Annotated in this window: 16 protein-coding genes; 8 read left to right on the top strand and 8 right to left on the bottom strand. The window is 38.6% G+C overall.

Translation table 11 applies throughout. The features are described 5' to 3' along the window. Window positions 1-11: 11 nt before the first annotated feature. Complete coding sequence (locus tag JHD79_RS00620; RefSeq protein ID WP_199117144.1) at window positions 12-1,991, bottom strand: fumarate reductase/succinate dehydrogenase flavoprotein subunit; 1,980 nt, start codon at window positions 1,989-1,991, stop codon at window positions 12-14. A 31-nt stretch (window positions 1,992-2,022) separates the two neighbouring features. Then, window positions 2,023-2,691, bottom strand: a complete 669-nt coding sequence (locus JHD79_RS00615) for a succinate dehydrogenase cytochrome b subunit (protein WP_199117143.1) — start codon at window positions 2,689-2,691, stop codon at window positions 2,023-2,025. A 485-nt stretch (window positions 2,692-3,176) separates the two neighbouring features. Here JHD79_RS00615 and JHD79_RS00610 point away from each other — a divergent pair, with 485 nt between their 5' ends. From JHD79_RS00610 to JHD79_RS00585, 6 genes are all read left to right on the top strand, one after another. Next, window positions 3,177-4,415, top strand: coding sequence for a DEAD/DEAH box helicase (locus JHD79_RS00610; RefSeq protein ID WP_199117142.1), 1,239 nt, complete (start codon window positions 3,177-3,179; stop codon window positions 4,413-4,415). A 466-nt stretch (window positions 4,416-4,881) separates the two neighbouring features. After that, on the top strand, window positions 4,882-6,162 hold the full coding sequence (locus JHD79_RS00605) for a replication-associated recombination protein A (RefSeq protein WP_199117141.1): 1,281 nt from the start codon (window positions 4,882-4,884) through the stop codon (window positions 6,160-6,162). A gap of 149 nt (window positions 6,163-6,311) precedes the next feature. Next, entirely contained in the window at window positions 6,312-6,824 is a 513-nt protein-coding gene (locus tag JHD79_RS00600; protein WP_199117140.1) for a PEGA domain-containing protein, read from the top strand. A 114-nt stretch (window positions 6,825-6,938) separates the two neighbouring features. Further along, complete coding sequence (locus tag JHD79_RS00595; protein WP_199117139.1) at window positions 6,939-8,411, top strand: DUF5687 family protein; 1,473 nt, start codon at window positions 6,939-6,941, stop codon at window positions 8,409-8,411. Window positions 8,412-8,414: 3 nt separating this feature from the next. Further along, the gene (locus tag JHD79_RS00590; RefSeq protein ID WP_199117138.1) at window positions 8,415-9,110 is read left to right on the top strand and encodes an ABC transporter ATP-binding protein; all 696 of its coding nucleotides are present in this window, start codon (window positions 8,415-8,417) and stop codon (window positions 9,108-9,110) included. 202 nt (window positions 9,111-9,312) lie between these two features. Further along, entirely contained in the window at window positions 9,313-9,993 is a 681-nt protein-coding gene (locus JHD79_RS00585) for an OmpA family protein (RefSeq protein WP_199117137.1), read from the top strand. Window positions 9,994-10,094: 101 nt separating this feature from the next. On the opposite strand, the gene JHD79_RS00580 is transcribed toward JHD79_RS00585, so the two are convergent. After that, on the bottom strand, window positions 10,095-10,439 hold the full coding sequence (locus tag JHD79_RS00580) for a hypothetical protein (protein ID WP_199117136.1): 345 nt from the start codon (window positions 10,437-10,439) through the stop codon (window positions 10,095-10,097). Between the two features lie 104 nt (window positions 10,440-10,543). Between JHD79_RS00580 and JHD79_RS00575 the strand changes: the two genes are divergently transcribed. Then, window positions 10,544-11,563 carry a Gfo/Idh/MocA family oxidoreductase gene (locus JHD79_RS00575; protein WP_199117135.1) on the top strand — a complete coding sequence of 340 codons (1,020 nt, stop codon included), beginning with the start codon at window positions 10,544-10,546 and terminating at the stop codon, window positions 11,561-11,563. Between the two features lie 564 nt (window positions 11,564-12,127). After that, window positions 12,128-13,618 carry a histidine ammonia-lyase gene (hutH, locus tag JHD79_RS00570; protein WP_199117134.1) on the top strand — a complete coding sequence of 497 codons (1,491 nt, stop codon included), beginning with the start codon at window positions 12,128-12,130 and terminating at the stop codon, window positions 13,616-13,618. 178 nt (window positions 13,619-13,796) lie between these two features. Here hutH and JHD79_RS00565 read toward each other — a convergent pair whose 3' ends face one another. The 5 genes from JHD79_RS00565 to JHD79_RS00545 form a co-directional block, all read right to left on the bottom strand. Beyond that, entirely contained in the window at window positions 13,797-14,636 is an 840-nt protein-coding gene (locus JHD79_RS00565; RefSeq protein ID WP_199117133.1) for a hypothetical protein, read from the bottom strand. Window positions 14,637-14,647: 11 nt separating this feature from the next. Then, window positions 14,648-15,016 carry a GntR family transcriptional regulator gene (locus JHD79_RS00560; protein ID WP_199117132.1) on the bottom strand — a complete coding sequence of 123 codons (369 nt, stop codon included), beginning with the start codon at window positions 15,014-15,016 and terminating at the stop codon, window positions 14,648-14,650. Between the two features lie 17 nt (window positions 15,017-15,033). Then, complete coding sequence (locus JHD79_RS00555; protein ID WP_199117131.1) at window positions 15,034-15,804, bottom strand: hypothetical protein; 771 nt, start codon at window positions 15,802-15,804, stop codon at window positions 15,034-15,036. Between the two features lie 6 nt (window positions 15,805-15,810). After that, window positions 15,811-16,638: an ATP-binding cassette domain-containing protein gene (locus tag JHD79_RS00550; RefSeq protein ID WP_199117130.1), complete on the bottom strand. Its 828-nt coding sequence runs from the start codon at window positions 16,636-16,638 to the stop codon at window positions 15,811-15,813. Between the two features lie 379 nt (window positions 16,639-17,017). After that, window positions 17,018-19,324: a TonB-dependent receptor gene (locus tag JHD79_RS00545; protein WP_199117129.1), complete on the bottom strand. Its 2,307-nt coding sequence runs from the start codon at window positions 19,322-19,324 to the stop codon at window positions 17,018-17,020. Window positions 19,325-19,432 lie beyond the last annotated feature (108 nt).

Here is a 19,432-nt window from a genome sequence, read left to right as displayed (position 1 = left end):
CCATCTAAATACTATTTATAATTTCTTTGTGCTACTTTAATATTTTCGTAGTTCAACTCTTCTTTGTGTAGTTCGAAAGTGCTTTCGCCTTTGTATTCCCAAGCCGCTACGTATGCAAAATTCACATCGTCACGTTTTGCTTCACCTTCTTCAGTTTGGTGTTCCTCTCTAAAGTGACCGCCACAACTTTCTTCCCTATTAAGGGCATCGATGCACATCAATTCACCTAGTTCGATAAAATCGGCAACACGGTGCGCTTTTTCCAATTCTGGATTGAATTCATCGGCAGAACCAGGTACTTTTACATCAGCCCAGAACTCTCTACGTAAATCCTGAATTTCTTTAATTGCTTCAGTTAAACCTTCTCTGTTACGGGCCATACCACATTTTTCCCACATGATGTGGCCTAATCTTTTGTGGAAATGATCTACAGATTTTGTTCCGTTGATACTTAAGAATTTATCTATGGTTGCCCTTACATTGTTTTCGGCTTCCACAAATGCAGGATGATCTGTAGGGATGGCCTTAGTAGAAATATCTTTAGATAAATAAGAACCGATAGTATAAGGTAGTACGAAATAACCGTCTGCCAAACCTTGCATGAGTGCCGAAGCACCTAGGCGGTTAGCCCCGTGATCAGAGAAATTGGCTTCTCCGGTACAGTACAACCCAGGAATGGTCGTCATCAAATCATAATCAACCCATAAGCCGCCCATGGTATAGTGTACCGCTGGGTAAATACGCATTGGCGTTTCATAAGGGTTTTCGCCCGTAATCTGCGCATACATATCGAATAGGTTACCGTATTTCTCTTTAATTACAGCGGTACCTAAACGCATGCAGGTTTCTTTATCTGGGTTATGGTTACCAGCTTTCGAGGCCTCTATTTTGCCATAACGCTCTGTGTTTGCTTTAAAATCTAAGTATACAGCCAATTTAGAAGCACCTACACCATAACCAGCATCGCAACGCTCTTTAGCGGCACGAGAGGCTACATCACGTGGTACCAAGTTACCGAAAGCAGGGTAACGACGCTCTAAGTAGTAATCTCTTTCGTCTTCTGGAATGTCCGAAGGTTTACGAGGGTCATCTTTCTTTTTAGGCACCCAGATACGTCCGTCGTTACGTAGCGACTCCGACATCAAGGTCAATTTAGATTGGTGATCTCCAGAAACGGGAATACAAGTAGGGTGGATTTGCGTGTAGCAAGGGTTACCGAAGAATGCGCCTTTTTTGTGCACTTTCCAAGCTGCTGTCACGTTACTTCCCATGGCGTTGGTCGATAAATAGAATACGTTTCCATAACCACCGGTACCTAATACTACTGCGTGGCCGAAATGGCGCTCTAATTCACCGGTAATTAAGTTACGTGCAATGATACCACGAGCTTTACCATCAATTATTACCACATCAAGCATTTCGTGGCGGGTGTACATTTCTACCTTGCCCATACCGATCTGACGCTCTAAAGCGCTGTAGGCACCTAATAATAATTGTTGTCCCGTTTGTCCGGCAGCGTAGAAAGTACGTTGTACCTGTGTACCACCAAAAGAACGGTTATCCAACAAACCGCCATATTCGCGAGCCAAAGGAACGCCTTGGGCTACACACTGGTCAATAATATTGGCACTTACTTCTGCTAAACGGTGTACGTTTGCTTCGCGTGCCCTATAGTCACCACCTTTAATGGTGTCGTAAAATAAACGGTAAGTGCTATCTCCATCATTTTGATAGTTTTTGGCAGCGTTGATACCACCTTGAGCTGCAATAGAGTGCGCTCTACGAGGCGAATCCTGAAAGCAGAAACATTTTACCTTGTAGCCCATTTCTGCAAGGGTAGCCGCTGCAGAGGCACCAGCTAAACCAGAACCCACTACAATTACTTCGATGCTTCTTTTGTTCGCTGGATTAACCAACGGAACAGAAGATTTATATTTAGTCCACTTTTGGGTTAATTCTCCCGCAGGGATATTTGAATTTAATTTCGACATTTACTTAATCTTTTTAATTAAACGTTTCGGTTTAGCTAATCCAACCTAAATAGATTGATATTGGCATCAATGCAAAAATGATCGGTACGATAATGGAGAACCAGACACCTATTGTCTTTACAACTGGGGTCCATTTTTTATGATTCCAGCCCATCGTTTGAAATGACGATTGAAAACCATGTAACAAGTGATAGCCCAAAGAGATTACCCCGAGAACATAAATGACCACTACCCAAAGTTCTTGGAAAATCATCACAATGTTCTGAAAGGTGTTGTGTTCCTGATGCGTGTAAACGGCCACTTTAGTTGGCCACCAGAAATGGTAAAGGTGTAGAATTAAGAACATTAAGATCAATGTGCCTAATAAACCCATGCTGCGAGAATACCACTTGCTATTGGCCGAAGCCTTGTTGTAGGCATATTTCTGTGGTCTTGCAGCATTGTTTTGTGCGGTAAGTGTAATCGCCTGAACAATGTGCAGGATAATTCCAGCGAATAACCCAACCTCCATAATGCGGATCACAATGTTATGTCCCATAAAATCGGCTGCCACATTAAAAGTTTCCCCACCGTCATTTAAAAAAATTAGTGCATTTATAGATACGTGAACAATGAGGAACGAAATTAGGAATAAGCCCGTTAGCCCCATTACAAACTTTCTACCTATAGATGATGTAAAAGCTTTACTTAAACTACTCATTAGATTGTTTATTTATAATTCTAGTGTGCAAAAGTATCTAAAATATGAAAACTTATAGGGAATAAAACTTACAAAAAAACGACAAAACGACAATTTAGAAACATTCTAAGTTAGACTGGTGTCTTGGCAACGTTTGCGCTTGTGGTTTAGGGTTTTAAATTTGAAAATGTAATTCCGAGTTTCACCGCAGAGGGTAGTCCTGCTGTACGCTTTTATACTTTTGCGAAAGTAAGTGCTGATGGAAACTTCTTAAGTTTCAAAACTTAAGAAGTTTAATCTGGAGTAACAAAAAAATATCCGCTGGCATCAGGTTGATGTAACATCGGCTTGTGCTCACAAATTTACGCTTTTAGTTAGCCGTAAATAGCTTTGGCTATTGGTATATAGAGGGGCTGTGCAAAAAATAAATCTGCTAGAATGATAAGTAGGTTTGCTTTTAGCTGCAATTAAAGGTACTTTTATGCTGTTATTTTAATTATATATCATTGGATTTTAGAGATTTTGGATTTAATGCCGAGCTTTTAGAAGGCTTGTTGGCTATGGGCTTCAAAAGTGCAACGCCTATTCAGCAGCAAGCTATTCCGTTAATTGTAGCCAATAAAGATTTGATTGCTTGCGCTCAAACAGGTACAGGTAAGACAGGGGCGTATCTGTTACCTATTATGAATATGCTTACCGGAAAGCACGAAAGGCACAACAATGTATTGATTTTGGCGCCTACAAGAGAACTGGCCCAACAAATAGATTTGCAAGTAGAGGCACTTTCTTATTTCACAAATATTAGTTCTCTAACCGTTTATGGTGGGGGCGATGGTGTAGCCTATGAGCAACAAAAAAGATCAATGAGAGAGGGAGTGGACATTATTATTGCCACGCCAGGGAGATTGATTTCCCATTTAGCTTCTGGCGCTTTAAAAATGGACAAGCTTGAACATTTGGTATTAGATGAAGCAGATAGGATGTTGGACATGGGTTTTTATGATGATATCATGAAAATAGTGGGTTATTTGCCAAAAGAACGTCAAACCGTTATGTTTTCGGCTACCATGCCGCCAAAAATTAGAAAGTTGGCGGGCAGTCTGTTAAAAGACCCTGAACAAATTAATATTTCTATTTCTAAGCCCGCAGAAGGAATTAGCCAACAGGTTTATTTCATTCACGATGAACAAAAAGTGCCATTACTTACAGATATTTTAAAGTCGGCAACCTACAATCGCATTATTGTATTTGCTGGCCGTAAAGAAAAGGTAAAGGAGCTGGGTAAAGTTTTTAAAAAACTTGGCTTAAAAGCCTCGGCCTTTCATAGCGATCTAGAGCAGAAAGAACGTGAAGCCATCATGCTCGATTTTAAGAATGACAAGCTTAACGTACTGATTGGTACCGATGTGTTAAGTAGAGGTATAGATGTAACTGGTATTGATCTGGTTATTAATTACGATGCCCCGCAAGATCCTGAAGATTATATACACCGTATTGGTAGAACTGCAAGAGCGGCTACTACGGGTACGGCCATAACCTTGGTGAATGGAAAAGACAAACGTCGTTTAGCAAACATAGAAAAGCTAATTGAGCGTCAGATAGATAGGATGCCTTTGCCCGAGCATTTAGGTGAAGCGCCAAAAGAAGAACCACAAGGAGAACGGAAACCATATAAGAAAAAGAAATTTTTTAAGAAAAAACCTAAAGCTAATCAGCAGCAGGCAGCTCCCGCAAAAGCAGAATAAAATTTATTGTCGTAGGACTTGATGCTTTAAGGTTGTTTTGTCGTACCTCATCGCAAAGACGATAATAGGTGTGTCATTGCGAGCTTTGCGATGCAATCTCAGCAATCACAGGTATGTCTATAAAAACTTCGAAAATGTCATAGAGGAAAAAAATCTTTATTTAGTAACTATTTTCCTGATTGAGATACTTTATTTTTCTTTTATTTTGTTTGGTTATGCTGTATTTTCTATGCTATTTTTCGGAGCAGGAGGGAATAGCTTCATGTACTCAAAAGTTAATGGAATTATTTTTTTGTCGCTTTTGATTGTTCCTCCTTCGCTTTTAAATATCTACTTTTATAGAAAATCAAAAAAGTCTAAGAGACAAGTTAATTTCCTGATTGTTCAGGTGGCGATGTTTCTCCTATTCTTTTTTGCCTGGCATATGATTGGCTGGGATTTCTATTTTTGATATTATCTTTAAGCTATGCAAAATCTCCCTCCTTTGGCCGAAAGAATGCGTCCTCAAAATTTAGACGAATATGTGGGGCAAAAACATTTGGTAGGTGCTACAGCGGTTTTGCGCAAGGCCATAGAAAGTGGTCAATTGCCATCCATGATTTTTTGGGGACCACCAGGTGTTGGCAAAACGACCTTGGCCTATATTATTTCCCAAAGTTTAGACAGGCCATTTTTTAACCTCAGTGCAATCAATTCTGGAGTAAAGGATATTCGGGAGGTTATTGATAAAGCTGCCGCGTTAAAAGATAGTTTTATGGGGCTGCCCATCCTGTTCATTGACGAGATACACCGTTTTAGCAAATCGCAGCAAGATAGTTTATTGGGTGCTGTGGAACGTGGGTTGGTTACCTTGATTGGGGCTACTACAGAAAATCCGAGCTTTGAGGTCATCTCCGCTTTGCTTTCGCGATGTCAGGTTTATATTCTTCAAAACCTAACCGAAGAAGAGCTGGTATCTTTATTGCAAACGGCCATTAAAAAGGACGAGATCTTGGCCAAAAAGCAAATCAAAATCAAAGAACATGAAGCCCTAATCCGTTTATCCGGCGGTGATGCCCGCAAGTTGCTCAATGTTTTGGAGATTGCCGTTAATGGCATTGGAGGGAATAAAATAGAGCTTACCAATGAAAATGTATTGGCACATGCACAGCAAAATTTGGCTTTATATGATAAGGCCGGTGAGCAGCATTACGATATTATTTCGGCATTCATCAAATCCATTAGGGGAAGTGACCCAAATGCGGCAGTGTATTGGCTGGCTAGAATGATAGAAGGAGGTGAAGACCCATTGTTCATTGCCAGAAGATTGGTCATTCTTTCATCGGAAGATATTGGCAATGCCAACCCGAATGCTTTATTGTTGGCCAACAATTGTTTTGCAGCGGTGAATGTGATCGGTTATCCCGAAGCTCGAATTATCTTATCGCAATGCGTAACTTACCTAGCCTCATCTGTTAAGAGCAATGCGGCATATGAAGCTATAAATAAAGCACAGGCATTGGTGAAACAAACGGGTAATTTACCCGTCCCGTTACATATCCGTAATGCGCCAACCAAATTAATGAAGAATATAGGTTATGGCAAGGACTATCAATACTCACATAGTTATGAAGGTAATTTTTCTGAACAGGAATATATGCCAGAAACCTTGAGCGGAACCAAGTTGTACGATCCGGGCAAAAATCCAGCAGAGGAAAAACTAAGAGAGAAATTGAAACAGAACTGGAAAAATAAATACAATTATTAATGATAGATAAGCAAGTAAATGAAGGGTTGTTTGGTACGGAGCAAGCTTATTTCTTATACATTTTAATTTATTGCAGAAATTAAATTATTATCCTATAATTGTTGGCAATGCATTTTCTATAATGCCTAATCTTATAAACACAAACATACATGAAGAAACAAATTATCGTTAAAGCTACCTCGCTTATTTTAGCTGGCAGTATCTTGCTGGCTAGCTGCGCTAGCAGAACATTAATCAAGTCTAATCCCAGCGGCGCAAAAGTCTATCTAAACGGAGAAGCTGTAGGTACAACACCTTACACTCACGAAGACACAAAAATTATCGGTAGCGTTACAACGGTTAAGTTAGAGAAAGAAGGGTATGAACCTTTTAATACATCTTTTGCCAGAAATGAAAAAGCAGATGCCGGAGCAATTGTTGGAGGTGTTTTTCTTTTATTCCCATTCTTATGGACCATGAAATATAAGCCAGAACGTTCTTATGACTTGGTTCAAATCTCAAACGGGACAAAACCAACCGCTAAAGATCAATCGAAGCAAGCAGAGAATAAATCGAAAGAAGAGAAACTTCGCGAACTAAAAAAGCTTTTTGAAGACAAATTGATTTCTCAAGAGGAGTATGATTTGGGAAGGAAAAAAATTCTTTCGGAGGGCGAAAACTAATCACTTGGTTACTTTTAAATGGTTTTCTTGGCCTGGTTTATAATTTAATCGTTAGGTTCTTTATTTGATTAGTGCTTTAATGCTACAATTTACAAAACGTTAATACCTTACATAATGATATCAATTTTTTTATCACATCAATGGAAATCATTTTGGCGAAGTCGAAATAAAGCAGGCAGCATAGTGGCCCAACTGGTATTAGGCTTTTTCATGCTTTATTTTCTGGCCGTTGCCATAGGCATTGGTTTTTGGATGGCGAACATTATCGAGAAGATTTCTCCTGGCGTAGACCCGATCGTTATTTTTAACGGATTTATCCTGTACTATTTTTTATTCGACCTGGCTATTCGAATACAAATGCAAGAGCTGCCAACGCTTAGTATAGTTCCTTATCTGCATTTAAATATCTCGAGAAAAACCATTGTAAATTTCCTTAATGTCAAATCGCTTTTTAGTATATTTAATATACTTCCCTTATTTATTTTTATACCCTTTAGCTTATTGAACATTACACAGAGTTTGGGAGGCATAGTGGCACTTTCTTATGTGGCCGCTATCTTGGGCCTTACTATGTTCAATAATTTTTTTATACTCTTCATCAAGCGAAAATCCATTAACAACATTGCTTATTTTGGTGTTGGTATGGTCTTGATACTGGGCTTGGCAGTATTGGATTATTATAAGGTAATATCTATTAGGGATTTCTCAAATAGAATCTTTCAGTTGCTAGCAGAATATCCATATTTCGCTTTGGTGTTTGTTGCCGCCGCTGTGGTTGTCTTTAAGATAAACTCTTCGTTTTTGCGTACAAACCTTTACACGGAAGAACTAAGCACAAAAGACGATAAGAAAGTGAGCACAGATTACCCTTTCCTAAATACTTTTGGAAAAGTGGGAGAATTGGCTGCTTTGGAACTTAAATTGATTTTGAGGCATAAACGTTCCAGAAGCTCTATTGTTATGGGCTTTTTGTTTTTGGCATATGGGTTATTGTTTTACAAGGAAACCTTGATCGTTAATAATGAATTTGGAAAAATGCTCTTTGCTGCTGTTTTCATGACAGGCATTACGATTATAACGTATGGACAGTTCATGTTTGCATGGCAAAGTGCACATTTTGATGGATTGTTGGTGAATAAAATAGATTTTAAAAATTTTATAAAGGCCAAGTTTCTGTTGTTTACCATTGGAAGTACCTTGATCACGATATTGGCTAGCTTCTATGCTTTTATCAGTTACAAGCTCTTGCTCCTTCATTTGGTGGCCTATCTTTATAATATTGGATTTGGAACAGTACTCGTATTGTTTTTTGCAACCAATAATTACAAACGCTTGGATATTACACAGAGTGCAAGTTTTAACTGGCAGGGTACGGGGGCTACGCAATGGATCTTGGGCTTTCCCTTTTTATTACTGCCTATACTTATATACCTTCCTTTCGGCATATTGAACAAGCCATTCTGGGGGCTGGCCACCATTGGGCTTTTTGGCCTGATTACCCTGCTTTTGCGCAACTACTGGATATCGCTCATTGTTAAAAGATTTGAAAAACAACGTTATAAAATAGCCGAAGGCTTTAGAGAATAAGTTATGATAGAAGTTAAAAATTTAATAAAAAGCTACGGTGGACGTACGGTAGTAGATATAGATAGGTTAAATATTAGAGCGGGTGAAACCATTGGTTTGGTGGGGAATAATGGAGCTGGTAAAACAACATTTTTTAGGATGTTGCTCGACCTCATCAGGCCTGATGGTGGAGAAATCCTATCTAAGGATATCAACGTAGCTAAAAGTACACAATGGAAAGATTATACGGCATCTTACTTAGATGAAGGTTTTTTGATCGATTACCTGACCCCTGAGGAATATTTTATTTTTATTGGAAGCCTGAATGGTTTGAGTGCAGCCCATGTGGGCGACTACCTGAAACAGTATGAAGAATTCTTCAATGGAGAGATCATAAATCGTGGTAAATACATAAGGGATTTTTCTAAAGGAAATCAAAATAAAGTTGGCATTGCAGCCGCTTTGATGCAAAAACCTGAATTATTGGTTTTGGACGAACCATTTGCCAATTTAGATCCTACCACACAAATTAGGCTAAAATCATTAATAAAGACTTTAAAAAATACACAGCGTTTAACTACGCTGATTTCGAGCCATGATTTGAATCATGTAACAGATGTTTGTGATAGGATTATCTTGTTGGAAAAAGGAAAAGTGATCAAAGATTTCCATACGGATGAGAACTCCCTAAAAGAACTGGAAGCCTATTTTTCGGAATAATTGTATAAAATTATGGTCAGTTACACACCTCAAATTGGGTATAAATATGGGCTCTTTTTTTTAAAACCTTATGGTGGCCAAATTTGTTAAACTATAGTTGAGCCTTTTTAATGGTTGTGATAGGTATTTTTTTAATTTATCATTAATTTGGCATTACCTTTGAATGACAATTGAAAATAAAGTATAATTAACGAATAAAAAAATGATGACTTCAAAAATTAGAACAGCGACTGTAGCAATAGCTTTATCAGTAGGATTAATGGTTTTTCAAAGCTGTGATAGCTTAACCAAAACTCAAAAAGGAGCGGGTATTGGAGCTGCTGCTGGTGGTGTTTTAGGTGCTATAATAGGAAAAAAAGCAGGTAACACTGCAGTGGGTGCTGTAATTGGTGCAGCAGTAGGTGGAACGGCGGGAGGTTTTATCGGTAAGAGAATGGATAAGCAAGCTGCAGAGATCCAGACGGCCATACCAGGAGCAGAAGTTATTCGTGAAGGTGAAGGTATCATTGTAAGATTTGATAGTGGTATTCTTTTCGATTTTAATAAATCTGAACTGAAAGATGCGGCTAAAAAGAACATCCAATCTTTGGCTGCTTCTTTAAATCAATACCCAGGTACCGATGTAAAAGTGATCGGTCATACCGATAACATAGGTACTGCTGCTGTTAATCAAACCATGTCGGAAAAAAGAGCGGCAGCTGTTAAAGCTTATGCCGTTTCTCAAGGCGTACCATCATCTCGTTTGGTGACAGAAGGTAAAGGATTTTCTGAGCCAATTGCAGATAATGCGACAGAACAAGGAAGGGCTGCTAACCGTAGGGTAGAGATTGTGATCGTGGCTAATGACCAATTGAAAAAAGAAGCTGCTGAAAAAGCAGGATAAGTTATCGTTTGATCTACTTATAAAAACATAAAGAAAGCCCCATGATCAATTGATCATGGGGCTTCTTTTCTATTGTGCCACTGCTACTTCATAGCATGAGGTTATTCGTAAATATCATCAAAATAACCAATGGCCAATGATTTTAAAAGCATTTCTTGTTCTAATGAAGCATAAGCTGGAATTTGCTTAACCAATTTCCAATGTGGCCACCCGTCCTGATCGAGTGCTTCTAGTTCATAAAAGCCCATTTCACTCAACAACCTGCAAGTGGCAATATGCATAAGCTCTTCCTTCTGTCTCTTACTGAATTTTCCAGGGCCTTTACCTAGTTCCTGAACACCAATGAGAAACAATATCACCTTCAGGTCCGGAGCTTCAGAGTCGAATTCTTGTGCTATTTTTTCTTGTAGTTGTTTCCATCTAATATTTATTTCGGCTGGTTTCATGATGCAAATATACAGATTTAACATAGAGCAGATCGAATTGTGATTTGCCTAGCGCTATGCCCCATGCCCTCTGCTCTATGTTTTAATTTCCTTAGCTTTGTACAATGAGATCAAAAATCAATGTAGGCTTATTGGCTTATGGCATGTCTGGAAAAGTGTTTCATGCACCGTTTGTTCATTTAAATGATGGATTTAATTTTGTAGCAGTTACCGAGCGGCACACCAAGCAGGCTGCTATAGATTATCCGGGCATAATTAGCTATAATACCATAGATGAATTGATTGCAAACGATGATATTGACCTGATCATTATCAATACGCCTAACTATACCCACTACGAGTATGCTAAAAAGTGCTTGATGGCAGGTAAACATATTTTGGTAGAGAAACCTTTTACCGCAACAGTAGCTCAGGCAACAGCATTATTTGAGCTAGCTAGAAAGGTTGGGAAAAAAGCTCTGGTCTATCAGAATAGACGGTTTGATAGTGGTTTCAAAATCACCAAAGAAGTTATAGCCAGCGGAAAACTGGGCAAGCTGACCGAAATTTATTTCCGCTTCGACAGGTATAGAAATGAAATAGGACCAAAATCTTTTAAAGAAGATAACGCTTTCGAAGCTAGTGGACTACAGTATGACCTGGGGCCTCATTTATTGGATCAAGCTATAGCCTTGTTTGGTAAACCAGAAAAATTCTATAAAGTGCTTGCCTGTAATAGGCAACATAGTAAGGTAGATGATTATTTTTTCATCCACCTTGCGTATCCGAACCAGTTAAACGTGTATTTAACTGCTACACTTTTGGCCGCAGATATTCCTCCGGCTTTCGTGATAAATGGTGCTTTGGGTGCTTTCTCTAAAAATCATGGAGATATACAGGAAGAACAGCTTTTAAAGGGCATAAAACCTACTGATATTGGTTACGGTATAGAACTAGAAAGTGATTCGGGTAGGTTGACCCAGGTAAATGCCGATGGCAGTAGGGCACACTCTTTGCTGATATCACCTCAAGGTAATTATGGTGAGCTATTTGAGGCTGTTTATCAAACGATTGTCTTCGATCAGCCTTATCCGATAACGGAGGAAGATATTATTGCCCAATTGGAAATATTGGAAAGCAGGTAAGACTTGCTTTATATACGCTTATAGGCATCTGCCCACTTACAAAAAAGCCGATGCGTGGTTACAGGAAAAGCCACATCAAGAGTATGATGCCTATGCTACTACTCTTGCAGTAGGGAAACATGAAATTGAAGGCTATCAACCATTATGGCAGAACTTTTAGTCAAAAAGCAGCATATATAGTTGAGGAAAGGAAGTAGGTCTCTTTTAACCATCACGCATCATTGCGAGGCATGAAGCAATTGGTACAATAATAGCCACCAAAATTTTTGCCTTGAAGCAACACTACGGTACGTCCATTTGATTTTTGAGCTAGGCTTCACATCCATATAGGCCATCCGCAGCTCCTAGCCTTCGGCCTGTATGGCAACATACTTTGCCGGAAAGGCATATCTTACCTGTTCTAGCGGATGGATAAGGTGTCGGTTTTTTGAGCGAATAAGTGGTTACTATATAGGAAAACAAGAACAAAAAGAAATAAACGGTTCATGATGAATAAACGTTAAGACAACAAATTAGTTTAAATTTATCATTATTTATACTTTTGGGCAACCAAATGAACTCAATATGACCGTTTATGAAATAGGCGTTAATAGGCTAACTATTGCTGCTATACAAGAAATTATTCAATCTAAACAAACTATAGCACTTTCGGCAGCAGCTACGGAAAGAATTATCAAATGCCGCAATTACCTTTATGAAAAACTAAGTAGAACTGAGGAGCCGATTTACGGCATCAATACTGGTTTTGGCTATTTGCAAAATGTAAAGGTTGAAGCAGATAAACTAACGCAGTTACAGCACAACCTGCTGTTATCTCACGCTTGTGGTACGGGAGAAGAAGTGCCAAAATCTATCATTAGGCTCATGCTTTTACTAAAGATACAATCCTTAAGTTATGGGCATTCAGCTATCGCACTAGCTACGGTGCAAAGGTTGATAGATTTTTATAATCTTGATATTTTACCCGTAGTATATACACAAGGTTCTTTAGGGGCTTCTGGTGATTTGGCTCCCTTGGCGCATCTGGCTTTGCCCTTGATTGGAGAAGGAGAGGTTTGGTATAAGGGAGATAAGTTAAGTACGGCCCATCTGTACTTAAAATTAGATTGGAAAGCTTTGACATTGCAAAGCAAAGAAGGCCTGGCCCTAATTAATGGTACGCAGTTTATGAGTGCCTATGGCGTACATTGTTTGTTAAAATCCCGGCACTTACTGGACTGGGCCGATGCCATTGCGGCAATTGCCATCGATGCATTTGACTGCCGTATGGACCCATTTTTAAATCTTAGCCATGTTATTCGTCCACACAAAGGGCAATTGCAAACGGCAGAAAATATTAAAAACTGGTTGCAAGGAAGCGAATTGATTATGCAGGCAGGCAAGCAGACGCAAGATCCCTATTCATTCCGTTGCGTGCCACAAGTTCATGGCGCAAGTAAGGATAGTATCCACTATATCCAATCTGTTTTTGAAACGGAAATCAACTCCGTTACCGACAATCCTAATGTTTTTCCTGATGAAGACCTGATCATTTCTGCCGGAAATTTCCATGGGCAACCTTTGGCCTTAACCTTAGATTTTCTTTGCATTGCATTGGCCGAAATTGGCTCCATTTCAGAAAGAAGAACTTTTCAGTTGATTTCGGGCACAAAAGGCTTACCCCCATTTTTGATAAAAAATGCTGGTTTAAATTCTGGATTGATGATTACGCAATATACCGCTGCTTCTATAGCCAGTGAAAATAAGCAGTTGTGCACGCCTGCATCGGTAGATAGCATAGTCAGTAGCAACGGACAAGAAGACCATGTGAGCATGGGTGCTAATGCAGCTACCAAATGCTTGCGGGTGGTAGAAAATGTGGAGCGTATTTTGGCCATAGAATTGATTACCGCCACCCAAGCTTTGGAATTGAGAAGACCCTTGAAATCGTCTCCCAAAATTGAAGCCCTGTTGGGGAACTTTAGAAAAGTGGTCAGTTTTAATGATGCCGATAGATTGTTGGCAAATGATATAAAATCTGCTGTTCAATTTATGAATAGAGCCCAACCCAATTAACAAGATTGGCAAATAATTATAATGACTAGGATAATAAAAATCATAAGGTTGTAGATTTATAGTAGTAAATCAGTTTGATAAGGTAGACTTTATTGTCATTCCGAGTTTACGAGGAATCTGTTGAAACTATATCAAACTCTTCGTTGCACTCAGAATGACAAGTGGGATATTGTATATTCTATCTCAACATTTGCTTTAAGTTGATTGCGGGCATTTGTACCATGGTCTGATCGGATAGCGCTCCTGTTGCGCTCTTAATTTTAATGTCCTCAAATTTCACCATGGCTTTGTCTGTTGTATGCAGGGTCAAATTTTGTATGCTATATTCCTTTTCTCCACGATGATCTCCTTTTATGGTGATGGCTGTTTTACCGGCCGTCTCGATATTCAAATCCTGGTAGGAGGCCCACTCACTTAAAAAATTTGTATTGGTAAGTTTAAGGGTTAAAAATTTGGCGATTTCTTTCTCCATATTGATGTTATTTCCATCTTCGGCAGTGATACTTAATCTAGTAATTGCAGAAGCACTGTTAAACGATACATCTTTCACTTTTTTAAGAATGACCGACAAAGAATCTGTTTTAGCATTTAGTTCTATACCGCTTGCGTTGGCCACATTTAAAGCTTTTGCAGTTGGGGTGTAAATGAACAAGCTGATATAATCATTTCTGCCTTTTTTATCAAGGAGTTCAATTTGCAATTGCCCTTGTGGATCAATATCAAATTTAATGAAGTTTTTATCGTCTTTATTTATTTTAACGCCAAACTTATTGTCCTTTATCAAACGGATATAGAAGCGCACTTCTTTTCCGTTGGCAATGTTAATGGCACTAAACTTATTTAAAGATATCGGGTCCATATTTTCTGATACCGCAGCGAAGCTGTCATTTTGTTTGGCAAGTTCAGACCAATCTTTTGCGCCTGTATAAAATGCCTTAGAAACATACACCATACTCAAAATGGGTACGATAATAAGTGCAGCAGCAAAAGCAATTAATAATTTATTACTGGTTTTCATGAGTTCAAGTATTAAAAATTTTCTTTAACAAAAGTGTTGTATCGAGTTTGCAATTCTTCAAAATCGATGTTCAATAAATAGATGTTCCTAAAAACTGGTGGCAATTCTTCATCCATAAATTGAGCTTTTCGGTAACTTTTAATGTTCGCAATTGCCTCATCGGCTACAAAAAAGCCTATACCTCTCTTGTTGTTGATGATGTTTTTGTTTTGTAGTAGCTCATAGGTCCGCATTACTGTATTTGGGTTTACCTCTAGTGCTACAGCCAATTCCCTAACCGATGGGATTTTATGATCAGATTGCCATTTTTCCAATAGAATATGTTCGCAAACATACTCGGCAATCTGAAGATATATTGCTTTATTATCTCTAAATTCCATGTTTCTCGTAGTTAAATTTAAACCTCTTTTTCTTTTAGGCGGACGTAGGTAATGACCCAAACAACAAGCGTAAGTGCAGATAGAATGGCAAATATTAACCATTCCATGCTATTTTTACCATTATTGCCAGTGTTGTTAATCGGCATTTTTCCGGCCAATAGTTTTTCTGTTGCTTTTACTACAATATAAGACCAAATCCCAGAAAATATCATCACCGAAATGGCCGTTTTGATATAATGAAACCTATTAAAATAGATGGAACCTAATAAAAATATACTGGTAACTGTAAATGGTACAATATAAAGTGGGGCAAAAGCACTAACCTTATTTTTAGTAAAGAAATAAGCAATGGGTTCTGTATGATCACTGCTTACGGTTTTGAACTGAGCTTGGATATAGGTAATAAATGCCCAATCAGTAACAGAAAATAACAGTATAAAGCTTAGTATAGATAAGATCGAGGTAAAGAAAACTCCCGTTAAAAACTTTTCAAAAGTTGATGCGGGTATCATTAAGTCAATTACGGCTTTGGATTTTTGCCCTAAATGTGCAAAATAGGAACTTGCAATAACGCTAATGAAAAGGAAACCAAAACCAATGAAAAGAGGTTCTCTAAAATTAAGACGTCGGGCAGAAATTGGGCCTTCTAAAGGGAATAATGTAAAACCGTAGAAGGCAACAAAAACGCCGACTGCCACCACTAAAGTAATCAGGAAAATTTTTCCAAATTCTAACCATTGCCTTTTAAGCAACAAGTTAAATCTATGTAGGTTAAAAGTATTGTTCATGTCTGTTTAGTTAAAAATGGGTTTCAGTTTATTTTTTTCTGCCAAAACGGCATTGAAAAGCAGTTCCATATCTAGCTTGCTATCTTCTTGATGATAATTGGCCAAAACGGCGTGGTAACCTGCCAAAGAAGGTTCGGCATAAATCACAGTTTCATCAATTTCTTTTAAGCGTTTGAAGCAAAGTTTATTCGTAATCTCCTCCACCGATGCTTTTAGGGCAATTTTGTTTTCATCTAACATAATAACGGTATCGATAAGATTATCCAAATCACGTACTTGATGGGTAGAGATAATGATGCACCTATCTTCGGTTAAGGCCGATGCCATGATTTTGCGGAACTGCGCTTTCGAAGGAATATCCAAACCATTAGTGGGTTCGTCCATGATTACCAATTTGGCATTTGTAGCCAAGCCAAAGGAGATAATTACTTTTTTCTTCTGCCCATAACTCATGTCAATCAGTTTCTGCGCAACAGGGATGTCAAACTCTTTCAATAAGTCTGCAAAATACTGATGGTTAAAATTTGGATAGAAAGGGGCATTGGCTTTTACATAACTATCTATTTTAATGGCGGGCAAATGAAATTCTTCTGGTATAAAACAGAGCTGTTGTAGCATCGCAGGTTGTCTGTCAGCTGGATCGAAGCCCAGTACATCAATTTTTCCGCTCTGCGCATATACCAAACCAGCTAGGTTTTTCAACAAGGTGGATTTTCCTGCACCATTCTTGCCCAATAGTCCATAGATATGACCATTGCTTAATTGCATGCTGATATTCTTAAAAAGAACCCTATGCTTGCTATAGCTAAAATTTAGATTGTCTATCTTTATCATATTAGTGTATTAGTTAAATAATACACTAAAGTAGTGCTAATATTTTAACTTCCAAATTTTTGTAGAAGTTTTTTAAAAATGATTTTAATGAGAATGGACTGGGATGAATAAGAAAAGCCCTTCATGTATATATGAAGGGCTTTTTTACTGCAGCATTTTTTTATTCGTCATTCCCGCATAGGCGGGCATCTTAACACGTAATATTTTGCTTTTTTCGCTTTAGGATACCCAATCAAGTTAGGGATGACGAATAAATTCTTTAAGACTTACGAAGTTTAACTTTTGTTAGTTGTTGTTTTTTATGGTAAAGTTGAGGGCTTCGCCGTTTGAAAACTTCGTAAGTCTACTACGCTCCAATCGAAATGACGTTTAGGAAAGGTTACAACGGCACACTTATGCCGAAACTTACATTACGTCCTGGATTATAAATGCCAGCTAATTTGTAACGGCTTAAATGATTGTAATAAAGTTTGTTGGTTAGGTTTTGGCCTGTAACCCAAATATTCAATTTTCCTTTTTTGGTTTTAAAAGAGGTGCCAATACCGGCATCCAATAAGGTATACCCATCTGTTTCTGTTTCAAAGCTGTCAAATCTATCTTGCTTAAAAACATTGGTGAGCCCTACTTTGATGAAACTATCGTTTAAACCTTTAATGCTAGGTTCAAAACGCATCTCATTATTTAAACTTGCTGCCGGGATGAAGGGTAATGGGGAATTGGTGGCCTGATTGGTTCCCCTTACATAAGCAAATGTGTTTTCGAAGTGCAAGGCTTTAATTAAATGAAAATCGACAGAGGCCTCTCCTCCAATAAGCTTGGCATCTGTTTGTAAGAAACGATATACGGGCAGTACTTCCGTATTGCCATCATGATCTGTGGCAGTGATGGTTTCGTTATTTTGATTGCTCAAATAGATGTAATCGTAAATCTTATTGCTGTAGGCATTTAATCCAAGCGTAACATTCTCGGCACGGTATTCAAGTCCCAAGTCAAACTGTAGACTGGTTTCCTGTTTAAGGTTACTGTTGCCGATCTCGTACCTAAAAGTTCCTTCGTGCTTGCCATTGGCACCTAGCTCAGCAATATTTGGCGCCCTAAAGCCAGAACCTATATTTCCTTTTAGATTTAAATCTTTGGCCACTTCAAAAGCAAAACCTAATGATCCAGAAAGATTGGAGAATTTATTGTCAAAAGCAGTGAAGATCTCATGGCTATGATCTCCGTGATCTTCGAATAAATCTTTACCTTCTATTTTCTTGTAATCATAACGAAGTCCTGCATTGATGGCCCCATTTTTAAAATTTCTTTTTAGGTAGGCAAAGGCACCTATGTTGTTGCTATTGTAGTCGGGTACCAAAAACTCTTCTCCGCTATTTTTATTGGTTTGATACATGCCCTGTATGCCAATAGTAGGTTCCCATATCCCGTTGTTTGCAAAAGAGTATTTTACATCATAAGTGAAAGAGTTTAAACCTAAATTTAGGCCAGGTTCATCTTTGCTCTCTTCAAATTCTTTTCGAATGTTCCGTTGAAAAGCGAAAGTAGATTTTAGTTGACTACCATTAATCAGTATGTTACTGTTTAAAGCTGCACGATAATGATTGATGTTTTGGTAAGGTAATTCCAATTTTCTAGGCCTGGCATCGCTGTTGCTGATTACATTGCCCTCTTCATCCAGATAATCGCCATTGGCATCGGGACCTTCTTCTACCAGGCCAATATTAGTATTGAATCTCGATAAGCTTAAATGCGTATATCCCCAAGTCTTGTTAAGCCCCAACATGGCGCTTACATTGGTCTCATTAAAGCCAGCGTTCGGCACAATTTTATCTTTATAGCCGAAACCGTATGCATTTTTATAAGATACCCGACCACGATACACAAATCCATTGGTGTTGCCTTGCAGCATTAATGAAGAGGCTGTTAGCCCGCCGTTTGTGCCGTAATTGGTGGTGAAGTTTCCATTGAAATCGCCAGGAGCTGGAACCAGGTCATCAATAATATTGATGACCCCACCAAGTGCGTCAGATCCGTATAGCAAACTTGCAGGGCCTTTTAATACTTCTATTCTTGCGGCAGAAAACTGATCAACTTGTATGCCGTGTTCATCTCCCCATTGCTGGCCTTCTTCCCGGGCACCATCAACTATGGTCAAAACTCTATTATAGCCAAGCCCCCTAATGGTGGGTTTAGATATCGCTCCGCCAGTAGTTACTTGTGAAATACCAGGTACTTTTGCAATGGCATCTACCAAATTGGTCCCGCCAGATTGCGCAATTTTATCGCGGTTTACACTCACCACAGCCAAGCTATTGGTTTTGTTGTTGGCGCTATAAGGGGTACCTGTAATGACTACTTCTGCACTTTCGATTACAGAAGGCTCTAAGGCCAAGGTTATTTCCTTGTCTGCTGCCAGATCAATTAGCTTTGAAGTGGTTTTATAACCGATAAAACGTACTTCTAATAGGAACTTTCCTTTAGCAGGCAAATTGTTAAAAGTAAACTCTCCTTTGCTATCGGTAACAATAGTGGCTTTTAGGTCAGATATATATAGTGTAGCGCCTACTAGGGGCTCCCTGGTGCTGGCGTCCACCACCTTTCCCTTAATGGCCGCTAGCGCATTTGCGAAGGTGTTTACGGATAAAAATATAGATAATACAACTAATAAAAGATGTAGTTTTTTCATAAAAATAATGAATAAGAAAATAGGAAAAACCTATGTTTCAATTAGCATGATACAATAATTAAACAGATAGACCTTAATTTAAAATCAATTACCTATACCTACATGGAT

This window comes from Pedobacter sp. ASV28 (assembly GCF_016428855.1).
Lineage (GTDB): Bacteria > Bacteroidota > Bacteroidia > Sphingobacteriales > Sphingobacteriaceae > Pedobacter.
The sequence above is the reverse complement of the archived record's forward strand: the minus strand, read 5'-3'. Positions and strand labels throughout refer to the sequence as shown.

What these genes read in the sequence shown, in the direction of transcription:
- JHD79_RS00620 (WP_199117144.1), bottom strand. Translation starts at nt 1,991, where the DNA reads ATGTCGAAATTAAATTCAAATATCCCTGCGGGAGAATTAACCCAAAAG.
- JHD79_RS00615 (WP_199117143.1), bottom strand. Translation starts at nt 2,691, where the DNA reads ATGAGTAGTTTAAGTAAAGCTTTTACATCATCTATAGGTAGAAAGTTT.
- JHD79_RS00605 (WP_199117141.1), top strand. Translation starts at nt 4,882, where the DNA reads ATGCAAAATCTCCCTCCTTTGGCCGAAAGAATGCGTCCTCAAAATTTA.
- JHD79_RS00600 (WP_199117140.1), top strand. Translation starts at nt 6,312, where the DNA reads ATGAAGAAACAAATTATCGTTAAAGCTACCTCGCTTATTTTAGCTGGC.
- JHD79_RS00595 (WP_199117139.1), top strand. Translation starts at nt 6,939, where the DNA reads ATGATATCAATTTTTTTATCACATCAATGGAAATCATTTTGGCGAAGT.
- JHD79_RS00590 (WP_199117138.1), top strand. Translation starts at nt 8,415, where the DNA reads ATGATAGAAGTTAAAAATTTAATAAAAAGCTACGGTGGACGTACGGTA.
- JHD79_RS00585 (WP_199117137.1), top strand. Translation starts at nt 9,313, where the DNA reads ATGATGACTTCAAAAATTAGAACAGCGACTGTAGCAATAGCTTTATCA.
- JHD79_RS00580 (WP_199117136.1), bottom strand. Translation starts at nt 10,439, where the DNA reads ATGAAACCAGCCGAAATAAATATTAGATGGAAACAACTACAAGAAAAA.
- JHD79_RS00575 (WP_199117135.1), top strand. Translation starts at nt 10,544, where the DNA reads ATGAGATCAAAAATCAATGTAGGCTTATTGGCTTATGGCATGTCTGGA.
- hutH (WP_199117134.1), top strand. Translation starts at nt 12,128, where the DNA reads ATGACCGTTTATGAAATAGGCGTTAATAGGCTAACTATTGCTGCTATA.
- JHD79_RS00565 (WP_199117133.1), bottom strand. Translation starts at nt 14,636, where the DNA reads ATGAAAACCAGTAATAAATTATTAATTGCTTTTGCTGCTGCACTTATT.
- JHD79_RS00560 (WP_199117132.1), bottom strand. Translation starts at nt 15,016, where the DNA reads ATGGAATTTAGAGATAATAAAGCAATATATCTTCAGATTGCCGAGTAT.
- JHD79_RS00555 (WP_199117131.1), bottom strand. Translation starts at nt 15,804, where the DNA reads ATGAACAATACTTTTAACCTACATAGATTTAACTTGTTGCTTAAAAGG.
- JHD79_RS00550 (WP_199117130.1), bottom strand. Translation starts at nt 16,638, where the DNA reads ATGATAAAGATAGACAATCTAAATTTTAGCTATAGCAAGCATAGGGTT.
- JHD79_RS00545 (WP_199117129.1), bottom strand. Translation starts at nt 19,324, where the DNA reads ATGAAAAAACTACATCTTTTATTAGTTGTATTATCTATATTTTTATCC.